Annotated in this window: 28 protein-coding genes; 20 read left to right on the top strand and 8 right to left on the bottom strand. The window is 69.4% G+C overall.

Annotated elements, in window-relative coordinates; genetic code table 11:
- Positions 1-8: 8 nt before the first annotated feature.
- From ACUZ2Y_RS06715 to ACUZ2Y_RS06695, 5 genes are all read left to right on the top strand, one after another.
- Positions 9-344, top strand: coding sequence for a hypothetical protein (locus ACUZ2Y_RS06715; protein ID WP_476327988.1), 336 nt, complete (start codon positions 9-11; stop codon positions 342-344).
- Positions 341-2,104: a sodium/solute symporter gene (locus tag ACUZ2Y_RS06710; protein ID WP_476327986.1), complete on the top strand. Its 1,764-nt coding sequence runs from the start codon at positions 341-343 to the stop codon at positions 2,102-2,104. Before ACUZ2Y_RS06715 ends, ACUZ2Y_RS06710 begins: the two co-directional genes overlap by 4 nt.
- A gap of 69 nt (positions 2,105-2,173) precedes the next feature.
- Positions 2,174-2,518, top strand: a complete 345-nt coding sequence (locus ACUZ2Y_RS06705) for a DUF485 domain-containing protein (protein ID WP_476327984.1) — start codon at positions 2,174-2,176, stop codon at positions 2,516-2,518.
- Positions 2,515-4,143, top strand: coding sequence for a solute symporter family protein (locus tag ACUZ2Y_RS06700; protein WP_476327982.1), 1,629 nt, complete (start codon positions 2,515-2,517; stop codon positions 4,141-4,143). The genes ACUZ2Y_RS06705 and ACUZ2Y_RS06700 overlap by 4 nt, the downstream gene beginning before the upstream one ends.
- Positions 4,144-4,397: 254 nt before the next feature.
- Complete coding sequence (locus ACUZ2Y_RS06695; RefSeq protein WP_476327980.1) at positions 4,398-5,309, top strand: glutaminase; 912 nt, start codon at positions 4,398-4,400, stop codon at positions 5,307-5,309.
- Here ACUZ2Y_RS06695 and ACUZ2Y_RS06690 read toward each other — a convergent pair.
- Positions 5,306-6,241 (bottom strand): methionyl-tRNA formyltransferase, encoded by a 936-nt coding sequence (locus ACUZ2Y_RS06690; protein ID WP_476327978.1) that lies wholly within the window; start codon positions 6,239-6,241, stop codon positions 5,306-5,308. The genes ACUZ2Y_RS06695 and ACUZ2Y_RS06690 overlap by 4 nt on opposite strands.
- Before the next feature lie 115 nt (positions 6,242-6,356).
- Between ACUZ2Y_RS06690 and ACUZ2Y_RS06685 the strand changes: the two genes are divergently transcribed.
- The 9 genes from ACUZ2Y_RS06685 to ACUZ2Y_RS06645 all read left to right on the top strand — a co-directional run bounded on the left by ACUZ2Y_RS06685 (position 6,357) and on the right by ACUZ2Y_RS06645 (position 12,370).
- Entirely contained in the window at positions 6,357-7,682 is a 1,326-nt protein-coding gene (locus ACUZ2Y_RS06685) for a lysine N(6)-hydroxylase/L-ornithine N(5)-oxygenase family protein (protein WP_476327976.1), read from the top strand.
- A gap of 32 nt (positions 7,683-7,714) precedes the next feature.
- Entirely contained in the window at positions 7,715-8,146 is a 432-nt protein-coding gene (locus tag ACUZ2Y_RS06680) for a PEP/pyruvate-binding domain-containing protein (RefSeq protein ID WP_476327974.1), read from the top strand.
- A 47-nt stretch (positions 8,147-8,193) separates the two neighbouring features.
- Positions 8,194-8,661 carry a hypothetical protein gene (locus ACUZ2Y_RS06675; RefSeq protein WP_476327972.1) on the top strand — a complete coding sequence of 156 codons (468 nt, stop codon included), beginning with the start codon at positions 8,194-8,196 and terminating at the stop codon, positions 8,659-8,661.
- Between the two features lie 167 nt (positions 8,662-8,828).
- Positions 8,829-9,167, top strand: a complete 339-nt coding sequence (locus ACUZ2Y_RS06670) for a PEP-utilizing enzyme (RefSeq protein WP_476327970.1) — start codon at positions 8,829-8,831, stop codon at positions 9,165-9,167.
- A 15-nt stretch (positions 9,168-9,182) separates the two neighbouring features.
- A complete protein-coding gene (locus tag ACUZ2Y_RS06665) occupies positions 9,183-9,977 on the top strand; it encodes a pentapeptide repeat-containing protein (RefSeq protein ID WP_476327968.1) in 795 nt (264 codons plus the stop codon).
- Positions 9,978-10,048: 71 nt separating this feature from the next.
- A complete protein-coding gene (locus ACUZ2Y_RS06660; RefSeq protein ID WP_476327966.1) occupies positions 10,049-10,639 on the top strand; it encodes a dihydrofolate reductase family protein in 591 nt (196 codons plus the stop codon).
- Entirely contained in the window at positions 10,636-10,980 is a 345-nt protein-coding gene (locus tag ACUZ2Y_RS06655) for a YciI family protein (protein WP_476327964.1), read from the top strand. Before ACUZ2Y_RS06660 ends, ACUZ2Y_RS06655 begins: the two co-directional genes overlap by 4 nt.
- Complete coding sequence (locus ACUZ2Y_RS06650; protein ID WP_476327962.1) at positions 10,980-12,170, top strand: RNA polymerase sigma factor; 1,191 nt, start codon at positions 10,980-10,982, stop codon at positions 12,168-12,170. The genes ACUZ2Y_RS06655 and ACUZ2Y_RS06650 overlap by 1 nt, the downstream gene beginning before the upstream one ends.
- Positions 12,065-12,370, top strand: coding sequence for a DUF3037 domain-containing protein (locus ACUZ2Y_RS06645; RefSeq protein WP_476327960.1), 306 nt, complete (start codon positions 12,065-12,067; stop codon positions 12,368-12,370). The genes ACUZ2Y_RS06650 and ACUZ2Y_RS06645 overlap by 106 nt, the downstream gene beginning before the upstream one ends.
- Here ACUZ2Y_RS06645 and ACUZ2Y_RS06640 read toward each other — a convergent pair.
- Together ACUZ2Y_RS06640 and ACUZ2Y_RS06635 are read right to left on the bottom strand one after the other, a co-directional pair.
- On the bottom strand, positions 12,297-12,869 hold the full coding sequence (locus ACUZ2Y_RS06640; RefSeq protein ID WP_476327958.1) for a hypothetical protein: 573 nt from the start codon (positions 12,867-12,869) through the stop codon (positions 12,297-12,299). The genes ACUZ2Y_RS06645 and ACUZ2Y_RS06640 overlap by 74 nt on opposite strands.
- 608 nt (positions 12,870-13,477) lie before the next feature.
- The gene (locus ACUZ2Y_RS06635) at positions 13,478-14,041 is read right to left on the bottom strand and encodes an SRPBCC family protein (RefSeq protein ID WP_476327956.1); all 564 of its coding nucleotides are present in this window, start codon (positions 14,039-14,041) and stop codon (positions 13,478-13,480) included.
- Between the two features lie 115 nt (positions 14,042-14,156).
- Between ACUZ2Y_RS06635 and ACUZ2Y_RS06630 the strand changes: the two genes are divergently transcribed.
- On the top strand, positions 14,157-14,573 hold the full coding sequence (locus tag ACUZ2Y_RS06630; protein ID WP_476327954.1) for a CBS domain-containing protein: 417 nt from the start codon (positions 14,157-14,159) through the stop codon (positions 14,571-14,573).
- A 94-nt stretch (positions 14,574-14,667) separates the two neighbouring features.
- On the opposite strand, the gene ACUZ2Y_RS06625 is transcribed toward ACUZ2Y_RS06630, so the two are convergent.
- From ACUZ2Y_RS06625 to bla, 3 genes are all read right to left on the bottom strand, one after another.
- On the bottom strand, positions 14,668-15,498 hold the full coding sequence (locus tag ACUZ2Y_RS06625) for a hypothetical protein (RefSeq protein ID WP_476327951.1): 831 nt from the start codon (positions 15,496-15,498) through the stop codon (positions 14,668-14,670).
- 63 nt (positions 15,499-15,561) lie between these two features.
- Positions 15,562-16,359 (bottom strand): SigB/SigF/SigG family RNA polymerase sigma factor, encoded by a 798-nt coding sequence (locus ACUZ2Y_RS06620; RefSeq protein WP_476327949.1) that lies wholly within the window; start codon positions 16,357-16,359, stop codon positions 15,562-15,564.
- A gap of 131 nt (positions 16,360-16,490) precedes the next feature.
- Complete coding sequence (gene bla / locus ACUZ2Y_RS06615) at positions 16,491-17,375, bottom strand: class A beta-lactamase (protein WP_476327946.1); 885 nt, start codon at positions 17,373-17,375, stop codon at positions 16,491-16,493.
- A 377-nt stretch (positions 17,376-17,752) separates the two neighbouring features.
- Between bla and ACUZ2Y_RS06610 the strand changes: the two genes are divergently transcribed.
- Both ACUZ2Y_RS06610 and ACUZ2Y_RS06605 read left to right on the top strand, forming a co-directional pair.
- Positions 17,753-18,901: an inorganic phosphate transporter gene (locus tag ACUZ2Y_RS06610; RefSeq protein WP_476327944.1), complete on the top strand. Its 1,149-nt coding sequence runs from the start codon at positions 17,753-17,755 to the stop codon at positions 18,899-18,901.
- Positions 18,898-19,122, top strand: a complete 225-nt coding sequence (locus tag ACUZ2Y_RS06605; protein ID WP_476327942.1) for a hypothetical protein — start codon at positions 18,898-18,900, stop codon at positions 19,120-19,122. Before ACUZ2Y_RS06610 ends, ACUZ2Y_RS06605 begins: the two co-directional genes overlap by 4 nt.
- Before the next feature lie 48 nt (positions 19,123-19,170).
- Here the strand turns inward: ACUZ2Y_RS06605 and ACUZ2Y_RS06600 are convergent, their stop codons facing one another.
- Entirely contained in the window at positions 19,171-19,743 is a 573-nt protein-coding gene (locus ACUZ2Y_RS06600) for a dihydrofolate reductase family protein (RefSeq protein ID WP_476327940.1), read from the bottom strand.
- Positions 19,744-19,882: 139 nt separating this feature from the next.
- Here ACUZ2Y_RS06600 and ACUZ2Y_RS06595 point away from each other — a divergent pair, with 139 nt between their 5' ends.
- Positions 19,883-20,953 (top strand): zinc-dependent alcohol dehydrogenase family protein, encoded by a 1,071-nt coding sequence (locus tag ACUZ2Y_RS06595; protein WP_476327938.1) that lies wholly within the window; start codon positions 19,883-19,885, stop codon positions 20,951-20,953.
- 61 nt (positions 20,954-21,014) lie between these two features.
- Here ACUZ2Y_RS06595 and ACUZ2Y_RS06590 read toward each other — a convergent pair whose 3' ends face one another.
- Positions 21,015-22,364 (bottom strand): PucR family transcriptional regulator, encoded by a 1,350-nt coding sequence (locus tag ACUZ2Y_RS06590; RefSeq protein ID WP_476327936.1) that lies wholly within the window; start codon positions 22,362-22,364, stop codon positions 21,015-21,017.
- 502 nt (positions 22,365-22,866) lie between these two features.
- On the opposite strand from ACUZ2Y_RS06590, the gene ACUZ2Y_RS06585 reads away from it, so the two are divergent.
- Entirely contained in the window at positions 22,867-24,456 is a 1,590-nt protein-coding gene (locus ACUZ2Y_RS06585) for a DUF6801 domain-containing protein (protein WP_476327934.1), read from the top strand.
- A 146-nt stretch (positions 24,457-24,602) separates the two neighbouring features.
- On the top strand, positions 24,603-25,757 hold the full coding sequence (locus ACUZ2Y_RS06580; RefSeq protein ID WP_476327932.1) for a DUF6801 domain-containing protein: 1,155 nt from the start codon (positions 24,603-24,605) through the stop codon (positions 25,755-25,757).
- Positions 25,758-25,777: the final 20 nt, after the last annotated feature.

Here is a 25,777-nt window from a genome sequence, read left to right as displayed (position 1 = left end):
GGGTCGCGGTGACCAGTCCGCAGACGCGGATCGCGCACGCCCGCCGCCGGGTGCACACCGCGTGGCGCCCGCCCGCGCTCGACCCGGATGACGTCCAGCGGGCCATGCGGGTCTACGCCGTTCAGCGCAGGCGCGCGCTGCTTCCGTTGGTGCTGCTGGTGTCGCTGCTGCTGGGCATCCCGGCGGTCCTCGCCGCGTGGCCCGAGCTCGACGACGTCCGGCTGCTCGGCATCCCCGTGTCCTGGCTGGCGATGGGCGCCCTGCCGTACCCGCTGATGGTGGGTATCGCGGCCTGGCAGCTGCGTCGGGCCGAGCGGGCCGAGTCCGCCGACGAAACCACATGATCGCCTTCCTCTCCGTCGCCCCGGTCGTGCTGATCACGCTGCTGATCGGGCTGCGCGGCATCGCCGCCATGCGCACCACATCGGACTTCCTGGTCGCCTCGCGGCGGGTGTCGCCGCTGCTGAACTCGGCCGCGGTGTCGGGGGAGTACCTCTCGGCGGCGTCGTTCCTCGGGGTCGCCGGGCTTGTCGTCAAGGACGGCATGGGGGCGCTCTGGTACCCCGTCGGGTTCACCGCGGGCTACGTCGCGATGCTGGTCCTGGTGGCCGCGCCGATGCGCCGCTCGGGCGCGCTGACGGTCCCCGACTTCGCGGTCGCGCGGCTCGCTTCCCATACGCTGCGTAAGCTGTCGGCCATTGTTGTGCTGGTGATCGGCGGGCTGTACCTGGTGCCGCAGTTCCGCACGGCCGGTCTTGTGCTGTCGGCGGTGAGCGGCAGCCAGTACTGGGTGGGCGTGGTGATCGCGGCCGCCGCCGTGAGCATCACCCTCGCGCTCGGCGGGATGCGGGCGGCGACCTACGTGCAGGCGTTCCAGTTCTACCTGAAGATGCTGCTGTTCATCGTGCCCGCCGCCTGGCTGCTCATCCAGGTCGGCCCGGAGGTGCGGCACGAGGCGGTGCACCCGGTGGAGTTCACCCATTTCGCCAAGGACACCCCGGTCGACTTCCAGCTCGACGTGACTTTGGAGCTGCGTGAGCCCACGACGGTGCTGCGGCCCGGCGGCGGCCGCGAGACCCTGCCGCCGGGAGAGCTGCGGGCGGTGTCGGGAAGCACGCTGGTCTTCGCCGAGGGCACGGCCGTCCCGCAGGTCCGCGGCGGCGCCGCGCCGGGCGGGCCGGGCTGGCAGCGCCCGCTGCTCGACCTGCGCCACGCCGGCTACCCACTGCTGGGCACCTGGGCGATCCTGATCGCCACCATGCTGGGCACGATGGGGCTGCCGCACGTGCTCGTCCGGTTCCACACCAGTCCAGACGGCCGCGCGGCCAGGCGGACCGCCGCGATCACCGTCGGGCTGCTCAGCATCTTCTACCTGTTCCCCGGCATCTACGGCACGCTGGCGAAAGTCCTGGTGCCGCAGCTCTACCTCGCGGGCACCACCGACACCGCCGTGGTCGCCCTGCCGTCCCAAGTGGAATCCGGCGGCTGGGCGGACGTGTTCACCGGCCTGCTCACCGCGGGCGCCTTCGCCGCTTTCCTGGCGACGTCGCTGGGCCTGCTGCTGGTGGTGTCCGGCGCCATCGCCCACGACTTGCTGCCCGGCGGCCTGAACCGGTTGCGGGGCACTGTGTTCGCCGCCGCGGCCGTCGTCGTGATGCTGGCCCTGCCGTCCGCCCGGCTCGACGCGGGTGTGCTGGTCACATGGGGGTTCACCGTCGCCGCGTCGACGTTCTGTCCGCTGCTGGTGCTGGGCATCTGGTGGTCGAAGCTGACCAAGGCGGGGGCCCTGGCGGGCGTGGCGGTCGGCTTGCTGGCGTCGGCGGGAGCAATCGCCGTTACTCTGTTTGGCGGAGAACTCACCGGCTGGCAGGCGATCCTGGTCGCCCAGCCGGCACCCTGGTCGGTGCCGCTGGCGTTCGCCACCATGATCGGGGTGTCGCTGTTCGGCCGTCCGCCGTCGTGGGCCGCGGCCGCGATGCTGCGCCTGCACCTGGGCGAGGAGCAGCACGCCCGACCGGGACCTGGACGTGACCTGGGCCACTTGTCCTGGCAGGCCCGCCGTTCGTCCGCCGTTCGTCGCATCACTCGACGTCTGGGCCGCTGACCGGATCTCGCGGGTACTGATCTTCCTACGGTGACGGGTAACCCGAATCCCCGTTGACGGAGGCCCGCAATGACCCTCACAGATCCCGCGGTCGGTCCACCGCAGCATCCGGCCTGGACGGAGATCCAGCAAAGTCCTGAGTTCGGGTCGCTGCGCAAGCGGCTGCGCGGATTCGTCTTCCCGATGACCGCGCTGTTCTTCCTCTGGTACATGGCGTATGTGCTGCTCGCCGACTACGCGCACGGCTTCATGTCCATCAAGCTGTTCGGCAACATCAACGTCGGGTTGGTGTTGGGCCTGCTGCAGTTCGTCTCGACGTTCGTCATCACGATGCTGTATGTCCGGCACGCCACCAAGAACCTCGACCCAGCCGCGGAGAAGATCCGCAAGAAGATCGAGGGTGAGGACGCATGAACACTCAATTGGCCGCTGGGGCATCCGGTAACCCGGTACTCAACATCGGCATCTTCGGCGTCTTCGTCGCGATCACCATGGTCATCGTCTTCCGTGCCAGCCGCACGACGAAGACCGCGGCTGACTACTACGCGGGCGGGCGTTCGTTCACTGGCAGGCAGAACGGTGTCGCCATCGCAGGCGACTACCTGTCGGCGGCGTCGTTCCTCGGCATCGCGGGCGCCATCGCGCTCAACGGCTATGACGGCTTCCTGTACTCCATCGGCTTCCTGGTGGCATGGCTCGTCGCCCTGCTGCTGGTCGCGGAACTGCTGCGCAACACCGGCAAGTACACGATGGGTGACGTGCTGGCGTTCCGCATGAAGCAGCGCCCGGTGCGCGCGGCGGCGGCGACGTCCACCTTGGTCGTCTCGTTCTTCTACCTGCTGGCCCAGATGGCGGGCGCGGGCGGGCTTGTCGCGCTGCTGCTGGGAATCAGCGGCAAGACCGGACAGGCGGTGGTCATCACCCTTGTCGGTATCATCATGATCATCTACGTCCTGGTCGGCGGGATGAAGGGCACGACCTGGGTGCAGATCATCAAGGCGGCGCTGCTGATCACCGGCGGCCTCGTGATGACGATCTGGGTCCTGGCGAAGTTCGGCTTCAACCTGTCCAACGTGCTCGGTGCCGCCGTCGACGCCGGTGGCGCGAACGGTGAGGCGCTGCTCAACCCGGGCAACCAGTACGGCAAGTCCGAGACCAGCAAGCTCGACTTCATCTCGCTCGGGCTGGCGCTGGTGCTGGGAACCGCGGGCCTGCCGCACATCCTGATGCGCTTCTACACGGTGCCGTCGGCCAAGGAAGCGCGCCGCTCGGTCGTGTGGGCCATCTGGCTCATCGGCATCTTCTACCTGTTCACCCTGGTGCTGGGCTACGGCGCGGGCGCCCTGGTCGGCCCCGAGGCCATCAAGAACGCTCCCGGCAAGGCCAACTCGGCCGCACCGCTGCTGGCGCAGGCACTCGGCGGACCGGTGCTGCTCGGCCTGATCGCCGCGGTCGCGTTCGCCACGATCCTGGCTGTGGTGGCGGGTCTGACGATCACCGCGTCGGCGTCGTTCGCGCATGACATCTACGCCAACATCATCAAGAAGGGCAAGGTCGACGACAAGGCCCAGGAGGTGCGCGTCGCCCGGATCACGGCGGTGGTGATCGGCCTGGTCGCGATCGGCGGCGGGATCGTCGCGAATGGACAGAACATCGCGTTCCTGGTGGCTCTGGCCTTCGCCGTGGCGGCGTCGGCGAACCTGCCGACCATCGTGTACTCCCTGTTCTGGAAGCGCTTCAACACCAGCGGTGCGCTGTGGAGCATCTACGGCGGTCTGGTGTCCAGCATCGTCCTGATCATCTTCTCGCCCGCGGTGTCCGGAAAGCCCGCCACCGCGGCCACCCAGTCGATGATCAAGGGTGTCGACTTCCACTGGTTCCCCCTGGAGAACCCGGGCTTGGTGTCGATCCCGCTGGCCTTCTTCCTCGGCTGGCTCGGCACCGTCCTGTCGAAGGGCGGTACTGATGCGGAGAAGTACGCGGAGATGGAGGTTCGCGCCCTGACTGGCGCATACGCGGAGAAGGCCACCGCGCACTGACCCGCCTCCCCGGAATTTAAGGTTGGTCGCTTTCCGGGAGCGGGTGCGGATCGGTGGGGACCGTGGTCGAGTGGCGTCACGGTCCCCTAGGTGGCGGTTAGATCGCGCTGCCGGTTCCTCAGCCACGACATAGACCCGGGGGCGCGTCGTCCGAGGAGGACGGCGTGCCCCCGGCCCGTGCCCGGCAGCCATAAGCCGCACACGCGTGCTGGTCGGGATGGCCGACGCCCGGGCCGCACTGTCACTATTGCGCCGTGCATATCCCAGCGCTGCTCGACGCCATCCACGCCGAGGTCTCCGAGGCTGTGCCCCACGGCGTCCCGGCCGACTACATACCCGCGCTCGCCGGTGTCGACGTGACGAAGTTCGGGATCGCCGTGGCCGACATCGACGGCACGGTCACCGGGGTGGGGGACTGGGAGACCCCGTTCTCCCTGCAGAGCATCTCCAAGGTGTTCACCCTCGCCATGGTCTTGGCCCGCGACGAGGAATCCCTCTGGGACCGGGTCGGCAAGGAACCGTCCGGAAACCCGTTCAACTCGCTGGTGCAGTTGGAAAACGAAGCAGGCATCCCGCGCAACCCGTTCATCAACGCCGGCGCCATGGTCACCACCGACCACCTCGCCTCCATCGTCGGCGACGCGGCCGCTGAGCTGCTTGCCTTCCTGCGCGCCGAGAGCGGCAACCTCGCCGTCCGAGTCGACACCGAGGTCCGCGATTCCGAGGTCACCCAGAGCGACCGCAACCTGGCGCTCGCCCACTTCATGGCGTCCTACGGCAACATGCGCAACCCCGTCGCGACCGTCGCCGACCAGTACGTGCGGCAGTGCGCGATCATGATGAGCTGCCGCGACATCGCCCTGTCCGGCCTGTTCCTCGCCCGCCACGGCATGCGGACCGACGGCAGCAGGCTGCTCACCCGCAGCCAAGCCAAGCGGCTCAACGCCATCATGCTCACCTGCGGCACCTACGACGCGGCAGGTGAGTTCGCCTACCGGGTCGGGGTTCCGGCCAAGAGCGGCGTCGGCGGCGGGATCCTGGCGGTGATCCCAGGCCGGTGCACCATCTGTGTCTGGAGCCCCGGCCTGGACACCCACGGCAACTCGATCAGGGGCGTCGCCGCCCTCGACCGGTTCACCACGCTGACCGGCTGGTCGGTCTTCTAACCGAGGTATCCGCCCATGTTGCGAAAGTAGTCGGTCGCGGCGAGCTCTCGGTCGTCCTCGGTGCGGACCCGCTCGATGGCCAAGCCCGGGCTCTGCCCACGCCGGGCTTCGGGGCCCGCGACGATGACTACGCCGTCGCCCTCGCGGATGAAGATTCGGCCGGGGGTGCCGCCGTAGCGGGCCCGCGACACCGATGCCTGGACGATCCGCAGCCGCTTTCCGTTGTGGAAGGTGAAAGCGTTCGGGTACGGGTCGGACTGGGCGCGCACCAAGCGGTCGAGTTCCTCGGCCGACCAAGTCCAGTCGACGCGGCTGTCCTCGATGGCCCGCTTGTGGAAGAACGTGGCCTTCGACCGGTCCTGCGGTGTCAGCATCGCGGTCCCGGAGGCGATGAGGTCGATGGCCTCGGTGACGACCGGCGCGATCAGGTCGACCGTCTTGTGGAACAGGTCGGTCGTCGTGTCGCGGGGACCGACCGGGATGGACCGCTGCAGGACGATCGCGCCCGCGTCGAGGTCGTCGTCCATCATGTGGGCGGTCAGGCCCACTTCCTTCTCACCGTTGATGAGGGCCCAGATCAACGGGGAGAAACCCGCGTACGCGGGCAGCAGCGAGTCGTGCACGTTCAGGGTGCCGTGCCGGGGGAGGGTGAAGATCTTCGGCGGGATCCATGTCCGCCAGTTGTTCGCCACGATCAGGTCCGGCTCGAGTTGCTGCAGCCGGGACATCACGTCCTCGTCGGGACGCGTCTTCAGCATGACCTCGACGCCATGCGAGGTGGCCAGGTCGGCCACCGAATCCGACCAGATCTTCTCGTAGGCGTGATCGGACCGCGGGTGGGTCACCACCAGCACGACCTCGTGCTCCGACTGGAGCAACGCCCGCAGAGTCCGGTGACCCCACGTCTGGTAACCGAACATGACCACCCGCATGGGCGTTTCCTCCTCGTGGTGCACGTCACCCGGTCGGGTGAAACTGAGCCTAACTTAACTTAGGTTAGGGTGACCTTTGTTCGGGTACCGCCACTAGGGGATGGGTAGGTCACAGATGCGGGTCGATACACCGGTCTACGACGTCGTGGGCGTGGGCTTCGGCCCGTCGAACCTGAGTCTCGCGATCGCTCTCACCGAGCACAACGCGACGGCGGCCACGCCCCTGACGGCGCGGTTCCTCGAGCGGCAGCCGCGGTTCGGCTGGCACCGGGGGATGCTCCTCGACGACGCGACGATGCAGGTGTCGTTCCTGAAAGACCTGGTCACCCTGCGGAACCCGACCAGCGAGTTCAGCTTCGTGGCATACCTGCACAGCCGTGGCAGGCTCATCGATTTCGTCAACCACAAGAGCCTTTTCCCGCTGCGCGTGGAGTTCCACGACTACTTCGAGTGGTGCGCGGCGAAGCTGGCCGAGCAGGTGCTCTACGGCCAGGAGGTCGCCGCGGTGAACCCGGTCGTGGTCGACGGGGCGGTGGCGTACTTCGACGTCGTGTCCCGGCCGACCGACGGCGGCGACCCGAAGACCGTCCGGGCGCGCAACCTGGTCCTGGCCACCGGTTTACGGCCCAACCTGCCCGACGGCGTGAGCGCGGGCGAGCGGATCTGGCACAACAGCACCCTGCTGCGCGACATTGATCACGTCCCCGACGCCGCCTCCCGTTTCGTCGTCGTCGGCGCGGGCCAGAGCGCCGCCGAGGCAACCGCGTTCCTGCACACCCGCTTCGGTGACGCCGAGGTGTGCTCGGTGTTCTCCCGCTTCGGCTACAGCCCGGCCGACGACAGCGCGTTCGCCAACCGGGTGTTCGACCCGGCCGCGGTCGACGAGTACTACCTCGCGCCCGAAGAGGCCAAGCGCAAGATCATGGGCTACCACGCCAACACGAACTACTCCGTCGTCGACGTCGACCTCATCGACGACCTCTACAAGCGGATGTACCAGGAGAAGGTGCTGGGCAAGCCGCGGCTGCGGATGTTCAACGTGTCCCGCCCGGTCGACGTCGCCGACCTCGGCGACCGCGTGCGGGTCACCGTCGAGTCGATGACCTCCGGCGAGCGCACCGTGCTCGACGCCGACGTCGTCGTCTACGCCACCGGCTACCGCGGCGACGATTCCCTTGCCCTGCTTGGCGATCTGGCAGGCGAGTGCGCCCGCGACGACCAGGGCAGGCTCCAGGTCTCCCGCGATTACCGCGTGCACACCTCCGCCGACATCGCCGCCGGGATCTACGTGCAGGGCGGGGCCACCGAGCACTCGCACGGCATCACCTCGTCCCTGCTGTCCAACAACGCGGTGCGATCCGGGGAGATCCTCGACGCGATCCTGCGCGGCGACCGGACCCCGGTTCCCGACGCGGAACTCGCCCTGAGCACTCTCGGCTGACCCGTTCGGCCCACCGGGCAGGCGCGTTTTGGATGTACGGGCCCGTGCCCGACGACGTGCTGGCCCTCCCGCTCGACGATCCCGCCGCCGACCTCGCCACGGTCGGCGGCAAGGGCGCCTCGCTGGCACGCCTGGTCCACGCGGGCCTGCCGGTGCCACCCGGATTCCACATCACGACCAGCGCCTACCGGGCGTTCGTGGCCGCGGGTGGCGAGATGCCGCCCGAGGTCGCCTCGGCGATCCTGGCCGCGTATCAGGAAGGGCCGGTCGCGGTGCGGTCCTCGGCGACCGCGGAGGACCTGCCCGACCTGTCGTTCGCCGGCCAGCACGACACGTTCCTCAACATCACGGGGCCCGACGCGCTGCTCGACGCGGTCACCCGCTGCTGGGCGTCGCTCTGGACCGAGCGGGCCGTCGCCTACCGGGCGCACAACGGCACCGGACCCAACAAGGTCCAGGGCTGACTGACCAAGTTGATCGGCCCGATGACACGACCGCCCTGCTTACCGGCTTGCAAGGTGCGGGCGGTGACCTGGCCAGTCTCGGCCCGCTGCTCGGCCTGGCCCAGCTGCGGCGCGGCGAGATCGACCGCGAGACCTACGCCGCCACGTGGGGCCACCGCGGACCGGACGAGTTCGAGCTGTCCGAACCGCGCCCAGCCGAGGACCCGGCCTGGATCGACCGGCTCCTCCACCGCGTCGGCGACCTCGACCCGGACACCCTGCTCAAACGCCAGGCCGCGACCCGCGACGAAGCCTGGGAACGGCTCGTCGAGCGGCACCCCGGGAAGGCGGCGGCGATCCGCCGGGCCCTCGACAAGGCCGCCGACGTGGCCCGCGCACGCGAGCGGGCCCGCTCGGAGATGGTGCGCGCGTTCTGGGTGCTCCGCGCGTTCGTCCTGCGCCGGGGAGCTGACCGGGCGCGGCGACGACCTGTTCTTCCTGCCGGTCGAGGACATCGTCGCGGTTCTCGACGGTGACGAGGCCCCACTGGCCGCCGTCCCGGCCCGCCGCGCCGCCTACGACCGCTACCGCGCGCTGCCCGCGTACCCGACCCTGATCCGCGGCCGGTTCGACCCGGTCGCCTGGGCGGCCGACCCGAACCGCCGGACCGACCCTCTACGACGAGACCGCCGAGCACCAGCCGATGGGCGAGGAGATCACCGGCTTCCCGGGCGCGGCGGGCATCGTCACCGGAACCGCCCGCGTGGTGTCCACTGTGGATGAGGCGGAAGCGTTGCGGGAAGGCGAGATCCTGGTGACCGCGGTGACCAACCTCGGTTGGACACCGCTGTTCCCGCGGGCCGCGGCGATCGTCACCGACGTCGGCGCCCCGCTCTCGCCCGCGGCGATCGTCGCCCGCGAACTCGGCATCCCCGCGGTGGTGGGCTGTGGCAACGCGACCGCCCGACTGTCCACCGGGGACCACGTCCGTGTCGACGGCGGAAAGGGAACAGTCACACTGGTGGCACCAGACCACGAGTGACCCGCCAGGAGTGAAGTGTCCGACCCCGCCCGGCTGCGCGCCGACTGCGCGAACTGCTTCGCGCTGTGCTGTGTCGCGCCCGCGTTCGCCAAGTCGGCGGACTTCGCGATCGACAAGCCCGCGGGCAAGTCGTGCCGCAACCTGCTCGACGACTTCCGCTGCGGCATCCACACCAAGCTGCGGACGTCCGGCTTCACCGGGTGCACGGTGTTCGACTGCTTCGGCGCGGGCCAGCAGGTCTCCCAGGTGACCTTCGGCGGCCAGGACTGGCGGTCGGCGCCGAAGCGGGCGAAGCCGATGTTCGAGGTGTTCGCCGTGATGCGGCACCTGCACGAACTGCTCTACTACCTCACTGAAGCCGAGTCCCTGGCCCCGAGCATGCGCGAAGATCTCCAGCGCGCCCGCGAGGGCATCGAGGCGCTCACCCAGGGCGACCAGGACAGCCTGCGTGGACTGGATGTGCCGGTCCACCAGGGCGCGGTGAACGCGCTGTTGCTGCGGGCGAGCGAACTGGTGCGGGCGGGCGTGCCCAAGAAGAAGGAACGCCGGGGAGCGGACCTGATCGGGGCCAAGCTGCGCGGCGCCGACCTGCGGGGCGCGAACCTTCGCGGGGCTTACCTGATCGGCGCGGACCTGCGGGCCGCCGACCTGCGGCTGGCCGACGTCATCGGCGCCGACTTCCGCGACGCCGACCTGCGTGGGACGGACCTGCGCGAGAGCCTGTTCCTCATCCAGTCCCAACTCGACGCGGCCAAAGGCAACGCCGAGACGAAGCTGCCGCCGTCGCTGACAGCGCCACCGCACTGGTAAATCCGCTCCTGACTGTCGATCCGGCCGTGTCCCGTTCGTATAGGGGATAGAAACGACGGAAGGACTCGGACATGTGCAGGATCGTGGTCGTCAACAGCGTGACCCTCGACGGTGTCACACAAGCCCCAGGACACCCGGACGAGGACCGCCGCGGCGGCTTCGCCCACGGCGGCTGGGCGACGCCCTACGGCGACTCGGTGTTCGCCGAGGCGATGGCCCAGAGCATGAGCACCACCGGCGCGCTGCTGTTCGGCCGACAGACCTACGAGCACTTCTTCGCGGTCTGGCCGAACCACCCCGAGCCGAACCCGTTCACCGACGTGCTCAACCGCACCCGCAAGTACGTCGCCTCGCGGACGCTGACCGAACCGCTCCCATGGCAGAGCTCCACCCTGCTCGCGGACGACGCCGCCGACGCGGTGCGCGAACTCAAGAAGCAGCCTGGCAAGGATGTGGTGATACTCGGAAGCGGAGCACTGGTCCGGTCGCTGATGGCGCACGGGCTCATCGACGAGTTCCTGCTCGCGATCCACCCGGTGGTGCTCGGGTCGGGGCAGCGGCTCTTCGGCGGGTCCATGGCGTCGCTGCGGCTGACCGAGAGCGTCACGACAACCACGGGCGTGGTCGTGGCGACCTACCGGTCCGAGGAGGGCACTCGATGAAGCAGTACCTGCTCAGCGTCTACCAGCCCGACGGGGACCTGCCGCCCGCGGAGATCCTGGAGCCGATCATGCGTGACCTGGTGGCCTGGAACCAGGAACTGCGCGACGCGGGCGCCTGGGTGTTCGGCGCCGGGCTGCACCCGCCGAGCACGGCCACGGTGCTCCGGGTGAAGGGCGCGGAGATGCTCATGACCGACGGGCCGTTCGTCGAGGGCAAGGAACACCTCGGCGGGTTCACCGTGATCGCGGCGCCCGACCTGGACGCGGCGGTGGCGTGGGGCCGCAGGCTCGCCGAGATCACCGCCCTGCCGATCGAGGTCCGGCCGCTGCAGGGCACCTGATGGACATCGCGAGCGTCTTCCGCGAGGAGCACGGGCGTGCGGTGTCCGTGCTGGTCCGGGCATTCGGCGATATCGACCTCGCGGAGGAAGCCGTGCAGGACGCCTTCGTCGAGGCGGTCAAGCGGTGGCCGTCGAGCGGGCCGCCGCCGAGCCCGGCCGGGTGGATCATCACCACCGCCCGCAACCGCGCCATCGACCGGCTGCGCCGCGAAGCGACCCGCGACGAGCGGCAGGCCGCGGCGACGCCCGCGGTCGACGAACCGGGGGAGGGTGACGTGGTGGGCGACGACCGGCTGCGGCTGATCTTCACCTGCTGCCACCCGGCGCTGGCCTCCGCCGCGCAGGTGGCGTTGACGCTGCGGCTGCTCGGCGGGCTGACCACCGCGGAGATCGCCCACGCGTTCCTCGTCCCCGAGCCGACGATGGCGCAGCGGCTCGTGCGCGCCAAGGGCAAGATCCGCGACGCCGGGATTCCCTACCGGGTGCCGAACGATCCGGCGGCCCGGCTGCGCCCGGTGCTCGCGGTGGTCTACCTGGTGTTCAACGAGGGCTACCTCGCCTGCTCGGGCCCGGACCTGACCCGCGACGACCTGTGCGCGGAGGCGATCCGGCTCGGCAGGCTGCTGGTCGAGTTGATGCCGGAGGAGCCCGAGGTGGTCGGACTGCTCGCTCTGATGCTGCTCACCGCCTCCCGCTCGGCCGCCCGCACGGACGCCGACGGCGCCGTGGTGCTGCTGTGCGACCAGGACCGGACCCGCTGGGACCGGGACCTGATCGCCGAGGGGCAGGCGCTCGTCCGGTGGTGCCTGCGCCGCGGCGAGCCGGGGCCGTACCAGCTCCAGGCGGCGATCAACGCCGTCCACAGCGACGCCGCGACCGTCGGCGAGACGGACTGGTCGCAGATCGTCGCCCTCTACGACCAACTGTTCGCCATGACCCCGACCCCGATCGTGGCGCTCAACCGTGCGGTCGCCGTCGCCGAGATCGCCGGGCCCAGGGCGGCACTGGCCATCGTCGACGACCTGAACCTCGACAAGTACTACTTGTTCCACGCCATCCGGGCAGACCTGCTCCGGCGGCTCGGGTGGGTCGAACAGGCGGCCGACGCCTACGACGCCGCGATCGCCCGCGCGGACAACGCCGTGGAGCGCGAACACCTGTCCAGGCGGCGGGAGGCGCTGACCGCTTGAGGGGCGGCTGCGAATCCGACCAGACCGCTGGGTCGGTCACCGAGATCACCCCAGGGCGGCGTTTCCGGTGGTGGATCGCTCCGCACAGCACTCTTGTGCGGACTTCGCCCACCCATGTCGGGTTGACTAGCGATCCGGGTGCCGATCTTGATCGGCTCGTTGGGCGACTGGTGCTCCCGCCTGAGGCGCCTGAGGCCTGAGGGGGGCCGTCCTCGTCGCCGCGGGCCTGCCTGCCGTCCGGATCCGGGCGACCGCCGCCGCCATCGACACGATCGCGATGCCCAGGCACAGGAACAGTCCGGGTCCCGCGTTGGTCTCGACGTTCTCCGGTTTGAGGTTGAGCAGCGCGAGCCGGGCCGGGTCGAGGTCCGGCAGCGTCACCCACCGGATGATGACCAGCACCACCGCGGTGACCGCGAGCAGCAGCCACACCACCGACCCACCGGGCAGCCGAACGCCGAACGCCCGCGCCAGCAGCAAAGCCGCGGCGAGGAAGAGCGCGAGGACGGCCAACCAGGCGACCGGGCCGCTGCTCCACGCTGTCGACGTGGTGCGGAAGCCGATCTGCTCCACGAGGTCGGCGAACTGGCCGGTGACCCGCTGCCAGGGGAAGAAACTGACGACGAGGGCGCCGAGCCCGGCGAGGATGCCGACCCACTCCAATGGGCTGAACCGCCCGGTCCGGTCTGCCGAAGCCACCCGCGGCCGCCTTTCATGTGTCTGTTGTGAACGGCCAGTATGCGCCCGCCCAGGTGACCTTGGCAGTGCGAAGGCCCGTACCCAAGATCGACTCAGTGGGCTGGGACGCGACCGATCGCAGGGGGCTGCGGTGGTGCGACTCGACATCAATGCTGATCACGTCCGGTTGACCGGCGCGGGAGTCGAGGTCCGGAACACGCATCCAGGGCTGGACGACTGGATCAGGGGCCTGGCGTGGCGCGTCGGTCACCGGCCGATTCCCGAGGTGCCGCACGACCTTGGAACGGCGCTGGGCCAACGGTTTCTCGCCTGCCCGGTGGGAGCCGCGCCCGGCCGAGGGACACCAACCCTGCCCCCGCGAGTCGCCCCTCCCGGCAAACGAGTCGCCCCTCCCGGCAAACGAGTCGCCCCTCCCGGCGACCGAGTTCAACATTCGCGGCCCGTCGATCGGACCCACAACGCTGTGAGACCCCCACGTGGGACTGGGCACAGTGTCATGAATGTCGAACTCATTTGCCTGGAGGGGCGACTCATTTGCCTGGAGGGGCGACTCATTTGCCTGGAGGGGCGACTCGTTTGCCTGGAGGGGCGACTCGCGGGGTTTTGGGTCAGTGCAGGGAGTCGGGGCGGTTCGGGTCCTGGCCCGGCGGCAGCGGCGGGACGCCGGTCTCCGGCGGCGCACCCGGCCCGGCGAGAGCCGGTCCGTCACCCTGCTGCGGCGGACGCTGGATCTCGCCGCGCCACGCGCCGGTCTCGTGACCCTGGCTTTCGATGAACTCCTTGAACCGGTGCAGGTCGCCGTCGATGCGGTGCCCGATCACCCCGAGCGCGGCGCCCGCCTTCTCGGTCAGCGTCTCCGGCTCGTACTCCATCTGCAGGTTGACCCGCGTGGTCTTGTCGTCGAGCCGGTGGAACGTGACCACACCGGACTGCTCCTGGCCTGCCACCGACTTCCACGCGATTCGCTCATCCGGGTGCTGCTCGGTGATCTCGGTGTCGAACTCGCGGTGCACCCCGCCGATCGTGGTCTCCCAGTGGTTGCGCGTGGGGGTCACCTGAATGATCCGGTCGACCCCGTCCATGAACACCGGGAACGACTCGAACTGGGTCCACTGGTTGTAGACCGTGGACACCGGCGCGGTCACGTCGACTGACTTCTCGATCGTGGTCATTCGCACTCCTTAGGTCGTGGGCTACATCCGTGACCTACCCCTGACGGCTGAGACCTACACGTGCTGTGGTTGAACCGGCTCGCCCTGGGTAGCCAGAGGGAGCGAAAGGAGCGACATGATCACTGCCAGGGAATTGATGACAGCGGACGTCACCTGCGTGCGCGCGTCCGACACCGTGATGGACGCGGCTCGCGCCATGGCTCGACTGGGCGTCGGGTCGCTGCCGATCCGGGGCGAGGACGACACGCTCAAGGGGATGCTGACCGACCGCGACATCGTGGTGAAGGTGCTGGCCGAGGGCAAGGATCCGATGGCCATGCACGCCGGTGAGCTGGCCCAGGGTGAGGCGGTGACGGTCGGGGTCGACGACGACGTGGAGGCCGTGCTGAGCGCCATGGCCGAGCACAACGTGCGCCGGGTGCCGGTCCTCGACGGGGGCGACCTCGTCGGCATCATCGCGCAGGCCGATGTGGCCCGCGCGCTGCCCGACCGACCGGTCGGCGACCTGCTCAAGGCCATCTCGACCGACTAGCCTGCCGACAACGGAGAACCCCACCGCACGTCGGGCGCGGCGGGGTTCTCCGTCGTTCATTCTGTGTCGTTCATTCTGTTGTTACCCGCTCGGATTACCGCCTGCGGTGTTGCGGCGGCTCGTCCACGTCGATTGGCTGCGGCACATCGCGCTGCGGCACATCGCGCTGCGGGATACCGCGCTGCGGGACATCGCGCTGTGTCACGTTGTGCTGTGGGACACCGCGCTGTGTCACGTTCTGTTGGGCGACGTTGGGCTGCAGCACGTCACGCTGCGGCACGTCGCGCGGCGGCGGCACGTCGTGGGTGCGCGGGTCGATCGGGCCCGTCGGTGCGGCCGACTGGGTTTCGGCCCGTCGGGTCTCGTCGAGCGGTGTCCGGGTCGAGTCCTCGTCGGCCGCTGTGCTGGTCTCGGCGGTGTACGTGTCGTAGGTCCGCTCGCGGATGGTGAAGCGGCCCAAGGCCACCGCCGCGAGGAACACGATGAGTGCGCCGAGCCCGGTGTGGAACGCCAGCTCGGCTCCCACCTGGGTGGCCGTCGAGCCCACCGGCTCACCGGTGGCGGGCGTGCCGTTGTTCCACAGCCTGCTGACGGCGGGGCCGAGGATGAACCAGGCGCCGCCGAGTGCGGCGAGCCAGCCCCAGAACACGCCGCCGCCACGCCGGTTGGTGGCCATCAGGGCCAGACCGCCGAGCAGCACCGCCAGACCGGGCAGGATGTTGAGCACCAGGCGGTTGCTGGTGAACGTCCACGCCGTGTCCGGGGTGTACGCGAGCGAGAGGTACGGCCCGATCAGGGGGATCACCGCGCCCCACGCCCCGAGCAGAACCAGCAGCAGGCCGTTGATGGCACCACGCCGCCGGGGTACGTCCGAGCTCGTGGTGAGCTCTCTGGATGCGCTGACATCCGGGTCATAGCTGGTCATCAAGTGCTCCTTCCGACACCAGCCAAGTACCCAGGGCGGCACCGGTTCATACCTGAATGGGGCTCACGGCTGGGTGATTCCCTCGCGCAGCGTCAGCAGGGTCTTGCTGAGCAGGCGTGACACGTGCATCTGGGACAGGCCGACCCGGTTGGCGATCTCGGTCTGGGTGAGGTTGCCGTAGAAGCGCAGCACCAGGATCCGGCGTTCCCGCGCGGGCAGCCGGTCCAGCAGCGGCCGCAGCGTCTCGTTGTTGTCCACCTCGTGGTACGCCTCGTCCTCGACGCCGAGCCGGTCGGCGACGGGCGCGGCGTCCTCGTCGGGGCCGAGCATCTCGTCGAGCGACCGGGAGCGGTAAACCGCGCCCGCTTCGAGGCCCTCGTACACCTCCTCAGGGGAGATCCCCAGGTGGGCGGCGATTTCGCTGGGTGTCGGCGCGCGACCGAGGGTCTGGGACAGCTTCGAGCCCGCCGCGGTCATCGCGAGGTGGCGTTCCTGCAGCCTGCGCGGCACGCGGATGGCCCACCCGGTGTCGCGGAAGTACCTGCGGACCTCGCCCATCACGGTGGGGATGGCGAAGGACAGGAAGTCCGTGCCCCGGTCGGGGTCGAAACGGTCGATGGCGTTGAGCAGGCCCACGGTCGCCACTTGCAGCAGGTCGTCGTGCGACTCCCCGCGGTGGCTGAACCGCTGCGCGATGTGTTCGGCGATGGGGAGGTGCCCGGTCACGAGCCGCTCCCGAAGGTCGGCGCGCTCGGGGGAGTCCGCGGGCAGCTCCGCCATCGCCTCGAACAGTGGCCGCAGGTGTCCGTAGCCCTCCGACGAGTTGCGGTAGGCGGCGCTGGTCAACTGCGGTTGGGTCATGCCCGCTCCCGTTCCAGGCTGGGTCTCCGTGTGGGTCGTTGACTGGTGGACTACCACCGATCGACGAACCTCATTCGCCCACGACCGGATACGGCCGGATATCGCCTGGTCAGAGCCTGGTCAGAGCTGGGTCAGCACGGGTGGAGTTCGGTGGCGACCACTCGTGCGATGTCGGCGAGGATGCGGTGCTCCCCGGGAGTGGTCGGGTCGGTCCGGGTCGTGTAGACGGCGATGACCAGCGGCGCCGCGCCGGGCGGCCAGGTGACCGCGATGTCGTTGAGGGCGCCGTAGTCGCCGCCGCCGGTCTTGTCCCCGGTCGTCCAGTCCTTCGGCAGGCCGGCCCGGATTCGCTCGTCGCCGGTCTTGTTGCCGATCAGCCAGCCGGTGAGTTCGGCCCGGTCACCGGGGTGCAGGGCGTCGCCGAGGACGAGTTTGCGCAGGTCCCGCGCGATGGCGTCGGGCGTGCTGGTGTCGCGCGGGTCGCCGGGGAGGTTGGTGTTGAGGTCGGTCTCGTAGCGGTCGAGGCGGGTCCAGCGGTCCCCGAGGGTGCGGGCGAACTCTCCGATGCCGGAGGGGCCGCCGAGCAGGCGCAGCAGGAGATTGCCCGCGGTGTTGTCGCTGGTGGTCATGGTGGCCGCGCACAGGGCGCGGACGGTCATGCCGGTGTCGACGTGCAGTTCGGTGACCGGGGAGTGCTTCACGAGGTCGGCGTGGGTGTAGTGGATCACCCGCTCCATCAGGCCTGGGTCGGCGGTGCGGGCTTGTCGCAGGATCGCGGCCGACGCGAGGCACTTGAATGTCGAGCAGAGCGCGAACCGCTCGTGCGCGCGGTAGCGGATGGTTTTGCCGGTACCGGTGTTGATCGCCGTGACGCCGATGCGGCCGGGGTAACTGGCTTCGAGCTCCCGCAGCGTGTGCTGCGCGCTGGTCGCACTCGCCCGACCGGCGGTCGCGACGAGGAGCGGGGCGGCGACGGCGGCGGTGAGCAGGGTGCGGCGTGTGTGATCAAGTCCCATGTCTTGAAAGGTACAGACCATGGGTGGAGAGAGTGTGGAGATCAGGTGATGGTGACGTGGCCCGCATCCGGTGTGGCCCACCACCGCGGCGGGTCGAGAACCTGGTTCTCCGGGTCGGCGAAGCCGGACAAGACTTGATCACCCGGTTTTCCCACCCGGTGGCGACGGCTGCGTGCGGCTGGCGACCGATCTTGGCGCGGCCCACCCCGTCATCGCCGAGGTGTTCATCGAACCGGTTCCGCGGTCCGACCTGGCCCTTCGGTCGGCTGTCCTGGCCCGTTACGGCAAGCGGAAAAGCTTGCCTGCCCCCTGCGATCGGGTGAACGACTGGTTAACGTAAGTTTGCGCCGTTCTAGTCGTCGGGGGAGGGGTTCTCGGTGGATGTGTCTGTGCTGGTCGCCATCGTGGTGGTGACCGCGCTGATCTTCGACTTCACGAACGGCTTCCACGACACGGCCAACGCGATGGCCACGTCGATCGCCACGGGCGCGCTGCGTCCTAGGGTGGCCGTGGCGCTGTCGGCGGTGTTGAACCTGGTGGGCGCGTTCCTGTCGGTCGAGGTCGCCAAGACGATCTCGGGCGGCCTGGTCGACGACGCGGCGATCACCCCGGCGGTGGTATTCGGCGGGTTGGTCGGGGCGATCGTGTGGAACCTGCTGACCTGGTACGTCGGCCTGCCGTCGAGTTCGTCGCACGCGCTGTTCGGCGGGCTCATCGGCGCGACCTGGGTGGCCGCGGGCAGCGACGCCGTGCGCTTCGCCAAGCTGGCGGAGAAGGTGCTGGTCCCGGCGCTCGCCGCGCCGCTCATCGCCGGGCTGGCCGGCCTGGTCGCGACCTACCTGGCCTTCCGCATCACCCGCCGGGCCACCGCGAGCCGCACGCCGCGCGGCTTCCGCATCGGCCAGATCGCCTCGGCGTCGATGCTCTCGCTGGCGCACGGCACGAACGACGCGCAGAAGACCATGGGCATCATCACCCTCACCATGATCAGCGCGGGCACCCTGCCCAAGGACTCCGGCCCGCCGGTGTGGGTCATCGTGAGCGCGGGCGTCGCCATCGCCCTGGGCACCTACCTCGGCGGCTGGCGGATCATCCGCACCCTCGGCCGGGGCATCACCGACATCGGCGCCCCGCAGGGCTTCGCCGCCCAGGCCAGCGCCACCGCCGTCATCCTGACCTCGTCCCACCTGGGCATCGCGCTCTCGACCACGCACGTGTGCTCCGGCGGCATCCTCGGCGCGGGCCTCGGCACGCCGCAGGCGAAGGTGCAGTGGGGCACGGCGGGGCGCATGGTGCTCGCCTGGGTGATCACGCTGCCTGCCGCCGGCCTGGCGGGCGCCCTCGCCGGTGTCGTCGCCGAGTCCGGGACGTTCGGCATCATCGTGGTCGCCGTGGTCGGACTGGCCTTCGGCCTCGGGATCTACATCCGCTCGCGGCGCGATGTCGTCGGCGCGCACAACGTCAACGACATCCCGGTCGAACCCATCCCCGGTGCGACGGTCGAGACCGCGGGGGGCAGCCGATGAACATCAACTGGGCTCTGCTGGTCGAGGTTCTCGTCGTCGCCTTCGGCACCGCCCTCGGGACCGTGGTCCTGTTCTCGCTGGGCGTGCGCGGGTGGTCCGACCACGCCGACGCCCGCGCGAAAGGCGGGTCGAGTGTCGTCGGTGTCGCCATGGCCGCGGTGAGTTTCGCGCTGTGCGCGGCGGTCGTGGCCTTCGGTCTCTGGATCATCGTCGCGGGCTGACCCGCCCGCGGGCCGCCTGAGTGGCTCAGGCGGCCCGCGCGGGTGGGGTCAGCTCTCGACGGGCCGGTAGGTCTGCAGGAGCACGTTGGTGCCGACGTTGCGCGACTCCACCAGTTCCAGGTCGGACGCGCCCGCGCCGTCGTTGAACAGGCGCTTGCCGGAGCCGAGGACGACCGGGTGCACCATCAGCCGGTACTCGTCGATCAGGCCGTGCGCGCGCAGCGTGTCGATGAGCTGCGAGCTGCCCGGGACGAGGATGTCGCCCTGGTACTTGGTCTTGAGGTTCGCGACCTCCTCGGCGACGTTGTCGGAGATGACAGTGGTGTTGTTCCACTTCGCCTCGCCGAGGGTCGTCGACACGACGTACTTGGGCATCGAGTTCATCTTGTCGGCGAACCCGGCATCGTCGGTCATCTCCGGCCACGCGCCTGCGAACGTCTCGTAGGTGTGGCGGCCGAGGAGCTGCGCGTCGCTCGCCATCAGTTCGTCGAACTTGAACTGGTCGCCGTCCGGGGCGGGGGACTTTAAGCTCCAGCCGCCGTGCTCGAAGCCCTCGGCGCCACCCGGGTCCTCGATGACGCCGTCGAGGGAGATGAACTCGGTGACAACGATCTTGCCCATGATGTGCTCCTTCGGTGTGGGTCCCAGCGGTGCGGGGCTCTCCTTGCGTTCACTCACCCGACGAGCGCTCCACCGTGGAATCGACAGACCTCGACAAAGTATTTTCGAGAAACTTCCAACCGACACCGGAGGACCGCCCATGCGCGCCGTCGTCATCACCGAATTCGGCGTGAAACCGCTGGTCCAGAACGTGGATGAGCCGACGCCGGGCCGCGACGGGGTCGTCGTGCGAGTCGAGGCGACCGGCGTCTGCCGCAGCGACTGGCACGCGTGGCAGGGGCACGACCCGAGCGTCGCGCTGCCGCACGTGGCCGGGCACGAGCTCGCGGGCCGCATCGTCGAAGTCGGGCCCGAGGTGCACGGGTGGCGGCTGGGGGAGCGGGTGACGGTGCCGTTCGTCTGCGCGTGCGGCGCCTGCCCCCAGTGCGCGAGCGGCAACCAGCAGGTGTGCGACCGGCAGTTCCAGCCGGGGTCCACGCACTGGGGCTCCTTCGCTGAGTTCGTTGCCCTCGACCATGCCCAAGCGAACCTGGTTCGGCTCCCGGAGTCGATCGACTCGGCCGCCGCGGCCGTCCTCGGCTGCCGGTTCGGCACGGCGTACCGCGCGGTCCTGCGTCAAGGCGCGGTGCGGGCCGGGCAGTGGGTCGCGGTGCACGGGTGTGGTGGCGCGGGGATCTCCGCGGTCATGCTCGCCGTGGCCGCGGGCGCTCGGGTGGTGGCCGTCGATGTGTCACGCGCGGCGCTCGACCTGGCGTCGTCGCTGGGGGCGGAGGTGATGATCGACGCGGGCGAGGTCGACGACGTCGCCGCCGCCGTCCGGGAGGTCACCGGCGGCGGCGCCCATGTGTCGCTCGACTGCGTCGGCCACCCCGTGACCTGCGCGGCTTCGGTGGCGTGCCTGCGTAAACGCGGCAGGCATGTGCAGGTCGGGCTGATGCCGCCGTCGCTCGGTGTCGCGCCGATCCCGATGCACCAGGTGATCTCCGACGAACTCGTCCTGCTTGGCAGCCACGGTGTCCAGGCGCACGAGTACCCGGCGATGCTCAGCATGGTCGAGAAGTCCGGCATGGACCTCTCGCGACTGGTGGGCGGCCGGATCGACCTCGACGGCGTGCCGGACGCACTCGCCGCGATGAACGACCCCGTACCCGGCCGCCCCGGCGTCACCGTCGTCGACCTGACCCCGCGAGTCCCCACCTCCCGACAGTGAGTTCTCAATTCGGGGTGCTCGAACTGAGAACTCGTGGTCGGGAGGTGGGGACTCGCGGGGGTCAGATGGCGTCGTCGAGGAGGACTTCCTCGGGCTCCTCGGCGTCCCCGGTCGGGTTGCCCTCGGCGATGATCCGCCGGTAGCGCAAGGCGATCTCCAAGGACAGGCGCTCCTCCGGATCGGCCAGGCGCTCGCCGAGCAGCTGTTCGAGCTGGTGCATGCGGTAGCGCACGGTCTGGGGGTGCACGTCGAGGCGGGTGGCGATCTCGTTGATTCCGCCGCGGGTCTCCAGCCAGGCGAGCAGGGTGCCCTCCAGGCGTTCCCGCTGCTTGGCGGTCAGGTTCTCGAACGGGACCAGGACCCGGCCGGTCAGGTGCGAGACCAGGAACTCGTCCGACATCAGGGCCAGCGTCGAGAGGTGCTCGGCGCACAGTGTGATGTTCTTGTCCGGCAGCACACCGCGGTGCACGAGGGTCATCGCCTTGCGCGCGCAGCGCAGCGACAGGACGGCGTCGCCCAGTGCCACCGTCGGGCCGACCGCGGCCCGCCTGCCGCGCAGTTCCTTCTCCAGCCGAACGAGGTGGCGGTCCGGGTCGGCCACGACCAGGCACGGCTCGGTGCTCTCCAGGTCGACGAGAACCTCGGGGCCCAGCGCGGTGGCGGGCAGCCGGTGCTGGTCCTCGCGGTATTCCAGGGAGATGACCGCGACCCGCTGGGGCAGTTCCCAGTCGGTCACGCCCGCGAGGTCGGCGAGCGACTGCCGGGCCACGGGCGGGTCGGACAGGATCATCTTGAGCAGCTGTCTGCGGCGCCGCTCCAGCGCGCCGGTCGAGCGCGCCTGGGCGGCGGTGTACCCGGCGATGGCCGCGGTGCACAGCTCGTCGACCCAGGCGAAGATCGCGTCGGCCAGGGCGAAGAGCACGTCGTGGGGGATTCCGACGGACCGGCCCGCCGCGCTGAGCTGCCGCCAGACGACGCGGGCGCCGACCCGGACCGCCGTCTGCAGCGAGTCCATGGTGCGGCCTTCGAGGAACTCGACCCGACCCGCGTAGCGGAACGCCGCCTCCCAGTCCGCCTGCTGGGCGTTGGGGTCGAGGATGTTGTCGAAGCACTTGACCACGGCCATGTCGACCGCGCCGAGGAGGACCTCGCGGAACTTGCCGTCGAGCGGCTGGGCGTAAGCGGGAACCGCGCGCTGGATCTCCAGGACCGCGGCCTTCACCAGGTGCGGCGCCATGGGCCGGAGCTTGTGTGCCAGCTCCGGCGGGATCATCCGCCACATCTTCAGCGCGGCGTCGGTGCGATGCCGGGAACGCAATCGGGCCGGGTCGTCACCATTGACCGGTTCGACTTTCCGCAGCGCCGTCGCCGTCAGATCGGCACGCGGGCTTCGCCCGTTCAGTTCGGTCATTAACCCACCTCGTCGGGGAGAATGTGGTGGAACCACCGGGGCGCGGCGGCGGCGTTTGCTCGAATGACGATAAATTCAGCGGATTCAAGTGTCAAATAGCGGCCCGCGGCCCGCGTGCCCATGCCAACGATCAGTCGGTTGGCGTAGCGGAGTTTGTGTGAGACGGATAGTGCGAACGCCAAGGCCTGTCCGAACGTGACAAAACTACGCAGGGTGCCGTTATCCTTGGGTTTGCCTGGGGTTTCGGCTACGCTTCGTGACTGTTCGTCTCGCCGCGCAACCTCTGGGCGGTCCTTGTCACCACCGGGCAAAACGTTTGATCGGAATTGCTTTCGAATGACAATTGTGCCGGTTTGCCTGCGGAATCCGGTATTGCGAGCCGATCTACTGGCGGGTACGTTGCGTCCATATACCGGAGCCGTTTCGACGTAATAGTCGGCTCGGCTTTGTGCAGGCTCTTCCCTAGATTACCGGTCCCCGTTTTTGTGCGGTTGGAGAACAAATGACTCACCGGAAGTTAAAACCGAGGCGTCTCGCCGCCGTGCTGGCGGGCCTCACCGTCACCGGCCTGGTGACCACCAGCCTGTTCGTCTCGGCGGGCGGTGCCACCGCGGCCGAACTCGACCTCAACTACTCATGTACGTTCCCGTTGATCGATGTGCAGCCGGTCAAGGTGCACATCAACGCCGGCATCCCCGACACGATCACCGCGGGCGTGCCGACTGGCGAGTTCACGATCGAGGCGCTGACCACCCTCAATGAGGACACCACGACCGGCCTGAAGCTGGTCAAGGTCGCCACGATCGAGGGCTCGGCCATCTCGACCGCGCACATCACGGCGCCCGGTTTCGACACCGACCTGGACATTCCGGTGGTCGTGGAGAAGACGGCGATCCCCGCGTCGGGCGGCTTCACCGTGCGCGCGACCGGCAAGACGCCGTCGCTGAAGTTCCCGCAGGCAGGCCCGATCAAGATCACGGTCCACGACCTGCTGCTGACCATCACCGCGAGGAAGGCCGACGGTTCGCTGGCGAGCATCCCGCCGTCGAACCCGTTCGACGCGCCGTGCGCCCAGGACCCGGGTCAGAACAACGTGCTGAAGGAAGGCCAGATCCTTCCGAAGCCGACCACTGAGCCCACGACGCCGACGACCACGACGACGACGACCGAGCCGACCACGACTCAGCCGACCACGACTGAGCCGACGACGACTGTGCCGACGACGACCGAGCCCACGACGACTCAGCCGACCACGACTGAGCCGACGACCACTGTGCCGACGACGACCGAGCCGACCACGACTCAGCCGACCACGACTGAGCCGACGACCACTGTGCCGACGACGACCCAGCCGACCACGACTCAGCCGACCACGACTGAGCCGACGACCACTGTGCCGACGACGACCGAGCCCACGACGACTCAGCCGACCACGACTGAGCCGACGACCACTGTGCCCACGACGACCGAGCCGACCACCACGACTCAGCCGACGACCGAGCCCACGACGACCCAGCCGACCACCACTGAGCCGACCACGACTCAGCCCACCACGACCCAGCCCACGACGACCAAGCCGCCGGGCGACGTCATCGACATCTCGTACACGGTCAAGGGCAAGACCTACATCAAGAAGCTCAACGCCTCCGCGCTGATCGGACCGGGCAAGCTCGACGCCAGGGTCAAGCTGGCCGAGGGCACCTTCGCCGGTGACCTGAGCCTGCCCGGCACGAGGATCAACTTCGCCCTGTTCGGGTTCCTGCCCGCGCAGGCCACGGTGAAGATCGTCCCGTCCGGGCCGGTCACCGGCACCATCGCCGCCGACGGCTCGGTCAAGTCGAACGTCCCCGTCGACCTGGTGCTGACCAACGTCAAGGTGTTCGGGCTCTCCATCGCGGGCGGCTCGTCCTGCAAGTCCTCGACGTCGATCGCGCTCGCCTCGAACCCGGGCTTCAACCCGGTCGCGGGCGGCACCCTCGCCGGCACCTACGACATCCCGCCGTTCGCCAACTGCGGCATGTTCACCCCGGTGATCAACAGCCTCACCGCGGGCCCCGGCAACACGATTGAGATCGCGCTCACGAAGAAGTGATCCAGCCGCGCGACGTGTGACCCCCGCTCGCCCCGGTGCGGTTCATCCGCACCGGGGCGAGCGGTCGGCGCGACCGCGCCCCACTACCCCCGCGCGCCGCGTCAGGCGAAGTCAGCAGACACGGAAGAGGACCGATGAGGATTGGTATGAAATCGACGAAGTTGGCCGCGGGACTGTCCGGCGCCTTCGCCGCCGGGATGGTCGCCGCAGGACTGCTTGTCGGCGCCGGGACCGGTGCGGCGGCCCAGCAGGTCGATGTCGACAAGACGCTGGACTTCACCTGCCCCTTCCCGCTGCTGGGCATGCAGACGCTCAAGACCAGGATCCAGGCCACCTTCACCCTGCCCGCCGCGCCCGGCGACCCGGTGCGGACAACGAACTTCAAGACGACCGCCACCGTGCCCGCGACCTCGACGGCCGGCCTGCGTGAAGTGGGCTCGGCGACCCTCGAAGGTACCGCCGACGCCGCGGTCAACGTCGCCACCGGCGGCGCGAACCTGAACATCAAGCTGCCCGGCCTGGCTGTCGCGAAGACCACGATCCCCGACAGCGGGCCCTTCGACATGACGGTCACCGGGTCCGTCCCGGAGTTCGCGCCCGAGCCCGGCCCGGTGTCGGTGACGATGAAGGGCTACACCGCCTTCGTCACACCGAAGAAGGCCGACAGCAGCTACACCGGCATCGGCGACATCGTCTCGCCGTGCACCCTTGTCCCCGGCCAGAACCCGGAGCTGCTCAGCTTCGTCGCGGGCGGCGGTGGGAGCACCACCGTCACCACCTCGCCGCCGCCGACCGGGGTGACGTATGGCTACGCCATCAAGGGCAAGTCGAACCTCAAGAACCTCACCGGTGACATCCCGATCTCCGGGACCATCGACGCCGAGCTGGTCCTGGCGACCAAGCGGTTCACCGCCGCACTGGCGTTGAACCCCACGACCGCGAATCTGACCATCATGGGCTTCCTGCCCGTGGTGTCCAAAGTGGAGTTCGAGAACGTCGGACAGACGTCCGGGAACATCGATGCGGGCGGGGTGCTCAGATCGGCTTCCAAGGTCACGATCAAGCTGCCGCAGATCAGCCTGTTCGGCTTCCCGATCAGCCAGAGCGCGGACTGTAAAACCGTTGCCCCGTCGGACATCCCGCTGCAGTCGGGCGCCAACTTCGACGTCATCGCCGGCGGCAGGCTCACCGGCACGTACGCCATCGCCCCGCTCAAGGGCTGCGGCGGCTTCAACGACTACATCAGCGGCTTCGTCGCCGCGGACGGCAACAAGCTCGACCTGACACTGACCGCTAAGTAGCACCAAGTGTGCGCACGTGA

The sequence above is a fragment of the Actinokineospora sp. UV203 genome, assembly GCF_056323665.1.
Note: the sequence above shows the minus strand (reverse complement) of the source record. Positions and strands in the feature narration are given on the sequence as shown.

Bases quoted from the DNA above. Each gene is read 5' to 3' on its own strand.
- bla (WP_476327946.1), bottom strand. From the start codon at position 17,375: ATGGGACTTGATCACACACGCCGCACCCTGCTCACCGCCGCCGTCGCC.
- ACUZ2Y_RS06590 (WP_476327936.1), bottom strand. From the start codon at position 22,364: ATGACCGAACTGAACGGGCGAAGCCCGCGTGCCGATCTGACGGCGACG.
- ACUZ2Y_RS06585 (WP_476327934.1), top strand. From the start codon at position 22,867: ATGACTCACCGGAAGTTAAAACCGAGGCGTCTCGCCGCCGTGCTGGCG.
- ACUZ2Y_RS06710 (WP_476327986.1), top strand. From the start codon at position 341: ATGATCGCCTTCCTCTCCGTCGCCCCGGTCGTGCTGATCACGCTGCTG.
- ACUZ2Y_RS06595 (WP_476327938.1), top strand. From the start codon at position 19,883: ATGCGCGCCGTCGTCATCACCGAATTCGGCGTGAAACCGCTGGTCCAG.
- ACUZ2Y_RS06630 (WP_476327954.1), top strand. From the start codon at position 14,157: ATGATCACTGCCAGGGAATTGATGACAGCGGACGTCACCTGCGTGCGC.
- ACUZ2Y_RS06580 (WP_476327932.1), top strand. From the start codon at position 24,603: ATGAAATCGACGAAGTTGGCCGCGGGACTGTCCGGCGCCTTCGCCGCC.
- ACUZ2Y_RS06660 (WP_476327966.1), top strand. From the start codon at position 10,049: ATGTGCAGGATCGTGGTCGTCAACAGCGTGACCCTCGACGGTGTCACA.
- ACUZ2Y_RS06705 (WP_476327984.1), top strand. From the start codon at position 2,174: ATGACCCTCACAGATCCCGCGGTCGGTCCACCGCAGCATCCGGCCTGG.
- ACUZ2Y_RS06600 (WP_476327940.1), bottom strand. From the start codon at position 19,743: ATGGGCAAGATCGTTGTCACCGAGTTCATCTCCCTCGACGGCGTCATC.
- ACUZ2Y_RS06625 (WP_476327951.1), bottom strand. From the start codon at position 15,498: ATGACCAGCTATGACCCGGATGTCAGCGCATCCAGAGAGCTCACCACG.
- ACUZ2Y_RS06655 (WP_476327964.1), top strand. From the start codon at position 10,636: ATGAAGCAGTACCTGCTCAGCGTCTACCAGCCCGACGGGGACCTGCCG.
- ACUZ2Y_RS06690 (WP_476327978.1), bottom strand. From the start codon at position 6,241: ATGCGGGTGGTCATGTTCGGTTACCAGACGTGGGGTCACCGGACTCTG.
- ACUZ2Y_RS06670 (WP_476327970.1), top strand. From the start codon at position 8,829: ATGGGCGAGGAGATCACCGGCTTCCCGGGCGCGGCGGGCATCGTCACC.
- ACUZ2Y_RS06620 (WP_476327949.1), bottom strand. From the start codon at position 16,359: ATGACCCAACCGCAGTTGACCAGCGCCGCCTACCGCAACTCGTCGGAG.
- ACUZ2Y_RS06605 (WP_476327942.1), top strand. From the start codon at position 18,898: ATGAACATCAACTGGGCTCTGCTGGTCGAGGTTCTCGTCGTCGCCTTC.
- ACUZ2Y_RS06680 (WP_476327974.1), top strand. From the start codon at position 7,715: ATGTACGGGCCCGTGCCCGACGACGTGCTGGCCCTCCCGCTCGACGAT.
- ACUZ2Y_RS06650 (WP_476327962.1), top strand. From the start codon at position 10,980: ATGGACATCGCGAGCGTCTTCCGCGAGGAGCACGGGCGTGCGGTGTCC.
- ACUZ2Y_RS06700 (WP_476327982.1), top strand. From the start codon at position 2,515: ATGAACACTCAATTGGCCGCTGGGGCATCCGGTAACCCGGTACTCAAC.
- ACUZ2Y_RS06635 (WP_476327956.1), bottom strand. From the start codon at position 14,041: ATGACCACGATCGAGAAGTCAGTCGACGTGACCGCGCCGGTGTCCACG.
- ACUZ2Y_RS06685 (WP_476327976.1), top strand. From the start codon at position 6,357: ATGCGGGTCGATACACCGGTCTACGACGTCGTGGGCGTGGGCTTCGGC.